At 56.4% G+C, this 2,855-nt stretch carries 3 protein-coding genes and 1 pseudogene; 3 read left to right on the top strand and 1 reads right to left on the bottom strand.

The window, feature by feature from the left end; all coding sequences use genetic code 11:
* The 3 genes and pseudogenes from HIJ39_RS22300 to HIJ39_RS24425 all read left to right on the top strand — a co-directional run.
* Nucleotides 1–389, top strand: a pseudogene (locus tag HIJ39_RS22300) (hypothetical protein); the annotation flags it as partial.
* Between the two features lies 1 nt (nt 390).
* Entirely contained in the window at nt 391–810 is a 420-nt protein-coding gene (locus HIJ39_RS24785) for an FGGY family carbohydrate kinase (RefSeq protein ID WP_275107403.1), read from the top strand.
* 37 nt (nt 811–847) lie between these two features.
* Nucleotides 848–1,840 carry an FGGY-family carbohydrate kinase gene (locus HIJ39_RS24425; protein ID WP_275107402.1) on the top strand — a complete coding sequence of 331 codons (993 nt, stop codon included), beginning with the start codon at nt 848–850 and terminating at the stop codon, nt 1,838–1,840.
* Between the two features lie 128 nt (nt 1,841–1,968).
* On the opposite strand, the gene HIJ39_RS22290 is transcribed toward HIJ39_RS24425, so the two are convergent.
* The gene (locus tag HIJ39_RS22290; RefSeq protein WP_169103238.1) at nt 1,969–2,535 is read right to left on the bottom strand and encodes an IclR family transcriptional regulator; all 567 of its coding nucleotides are present in this window, start codon (nt 2,533–2,535) and stop codon (nt 1,969–1,971) included.
* Nucleotides 2,536–2,855: the final 320 nt, after the last annotated feature.

The raw sequence follows: 2,855 nt of genomic DNA, 5'->3' as shown, positions 1-2,855 counted from the left end.
CCGGTTCTACGGGGAGGAGGGCGCTCAAGGGGCACTCGCTACCACAGCTAAGCCCCGAGGCCCCTCTTTACCTACCAGTTAAGCTGTTGGAGGATAGTGGCTATGAGGGCCCGCGCCACTTTGACGCCCACCCCTATAGAACAGAGAACTTAGAAGGAGTCTGGGCGTTCGCACAAGGATCAATGCGAAGCTATCTTGCTTACCGGGAAAAAGTTCGCCAATTCCGGGAGGACTCCGATATACAAGCTGCTTTGAGGCGAATTCGGGAGGTTAACGGAGAGGGTCCAGAGATTCATGACCCATCGGGATTGGATTGGTGGCGGGAGCGCGGATACGCCTATGAGGAACTTGACCAACTGGTGACGGAACTATTGTTGGGGTTGAGATAGCATGCGAGAAGCTTACCTTGGTCTCGACGTGGGAACTCAAGGACTCAAAGCGGTGGCGGTCGGCGAGGACGGGACGGTTCTTTGGAACCGTTCCTATGAATATCCGTCGACCCATCCCTATGTTGGATGGGTCGAACAGAACCCGCTAGATTGGGTATTAGCCCTGAACCGAGCCCTCGCTGAGGCAGAGGCGTTGCCGGTGGCATGGAAGGGGGTTGGCGTCACCGGGCAAATGCACACTTTGGTTGTGTCCGATGAGTCGGGAAGCCCGCTCCGAAGCGCCATCTTGTGGTCCGATCAGCGAACGGAAGAGTACGTGGATCGCCTCACTGAGAAATTTGGGATGGATCGTCTTCTTGATATGACGGGGAATGCCCCGTTAACCAACTATACACTGCTTCGGTTGCTTATGGATTCGTGATCATGATTCGGAAACCTACCGACGGATTTCCCGGGTTTTGGTAGCCAAGGACTGGCTCCGCGGGACCTTAACCGGGACGTGGGCGATCGATGCCACCGATGCTTCGGGAACGTACCTTCTCGATGTCAGGAACCGAAACTGGCATGAAGCGTGGATCAAAATGCTGGATATGGATATAACCTGGTTGCCGCCGGTGCGTGAGTCTAGTGAGATCGTCGGAGAAATGGTGAAGGGCCCCACTGTTTTCCGTGGACTGCCGGTTGTCACCGGGGCGGGTGACCAGGCAGCGAGTGCGGTGGGTAGTGGTCTTCAACCGTCCGAGCTGGGACTGTCGCTTGGGACGAGCGGCGTCCTGTTTTGGGTTTTAGATCGGTTTTCGTTGCCCCCTCACCCCTCGGTTCATGCCTTTTGTCACGCGGAACCCCATTCTTGGCATTGGATGACGGTTACCCAGGCGGCGGGACTCTCAGTACGCTGGTTACGCGATGTTATTTATTCGGGCGCAGATTACGCTTCGATCGACCAGGAGGCGGCGCAAGTCTCCCCGGGCTCCGACGGGGTCCTCTTTCTACCATATCTCTCGGGTGAGCGGGCACCGATCCGTCAACCCAATGCCCGCGGCGTGTTCTTCGGCCTTGACTCTCAGCACACCCGACCGCAGCTGGCGCGAGCCGTTTTGGAGGGGGTTGCCTACAGCCAGCGTCACTGCTGGGACACTATGAAGGGAAACAGTGACGGCATGAGGCCAAGCAGGGTGGTTCTAACCGGCGGGGGAAGCCGCAGTGGTCTTTGGAGTCAGCTGGTTGCCGATGTGTTGGCCTTACCGGTCTTGGTTACGGAGGACCCTGGAGCCGCGGTAGGCGCCGCATGGCTGGCTCGGAACGCCCTTATGGGCGACGTGGCTGCCTATCCTCGCCGCACCATTGCCGAGAGAGAACCGAATTCGTTAACTGCGGGGGAATACGAAGATGTCTACGCAAGATATCGTCGTATCGTAGCGCATATGGACCTCCTATGGGGAAGCCGGTGACGGGACGCGTCCACGTGGACTCTTCCCCGTTGTGTCAGAAGGTTTGAGAGATTGTTTCAAAGGGTACTGACACGGATCCTCTTCGTTGACGGTTGAGCATTTTGGATTGCGTTATCCCGGCCGTCGCTCTATCCGGCGGACCAACAAGATGGATCTACAGCTCCCAATTTTCGGGATAGTGAATGCGCTTCTTTAATAAGGCGAGAGGCGAGCTTGCTGCGGTCAGCTTCCACAAAACGGCTTTCGGGAACCGACACGCTGATGGCGGCTAGCGCTTTATGATCGACACCCAAAATCGGTGTCGCAATACAGAACAGTCCCGGGGTGCATTCACCGGCGTCTATGGCGTAGCCACGTGCCCGGATGCTTTGGAGATCGTGCCGTAATGCATCGAACGTGCGAATGGTATTGGGGCTTAAAACGGCAAGAGACTCAGTGTTCCCATAGAGCTCTTCCAGCCTCTCCGCGGACAAACAGGCTAACAATGCCTTGCCGAGCCCTGTCGCGTGCGCGGGTAGCCGGCTTCCAACGGAGGAGACCAACTGGACTGGCCGTTGTGACTCAGACTTAGCGATATAGACAATGTCGGTGCCATCCAATATGGCCATCTGGACCGTTTCACCGAGCTCGCTGCTCAACCGATCGAGATGTGGCACAGCGATCGGAACGAGCTGGAGATTACGGGAAAAGGCCATGGCGGCCTCCCAGGAATTCCAGACAACACAGTAATAAGGGTGGCGACGCGTTCGGCCGATTTGACCACGGCGAAACCTCCTAGAATTGCTTCCACAAAACGGAATTTTCGGCAGGAATTTAAAGCGTTCCGACGAATACAGTAATTATACATGTGAAATTGAGTTCTTGTATAGGAACTGGGGTGGTGAAGAAATGGGAACTCTGGTCTGGGCTGATGTCCGCAAGATGCAATGGGACCAGAAGACTAGGAGCTTTTTCAAAAATTGACCCGGACGGCTCCGCGGACGGGTGTCAAAATTCGCTGGGGTGGGCGGCCATT

Origin of the sequence: Sulfobacillus harzensis (assembly GCF_012933365.1) — a bacterium.
GTDB lineage: Bacteria > Bacillota > Sulfobacillia > Sulfobacillales > Sulfobacillaceae > Sulfobacillus_B > Sulfobacillus_B harzensis.
Note: the sequence above shows the minus strand (reverse complement) of the source record. Positions and strands in the feature narration are given on the sequence as shown.

Coding starts and splice junctions, on each gene's coding strand:
- HIJ39_RS24785 (WP_275107403.1), top strand. CDS start 391: ATGCGAGAAGCTTACCTTGGTCTCGACGTGGGAACTCAAGGACTCAAA.
- HIJ39_RS22290 (WP_169103238.1), bottom strand. CDS start 2,535: ATGGCCTTTTCCCGTAATCTCCAGCTCGTTCCGATCGCTGTGCCACAT.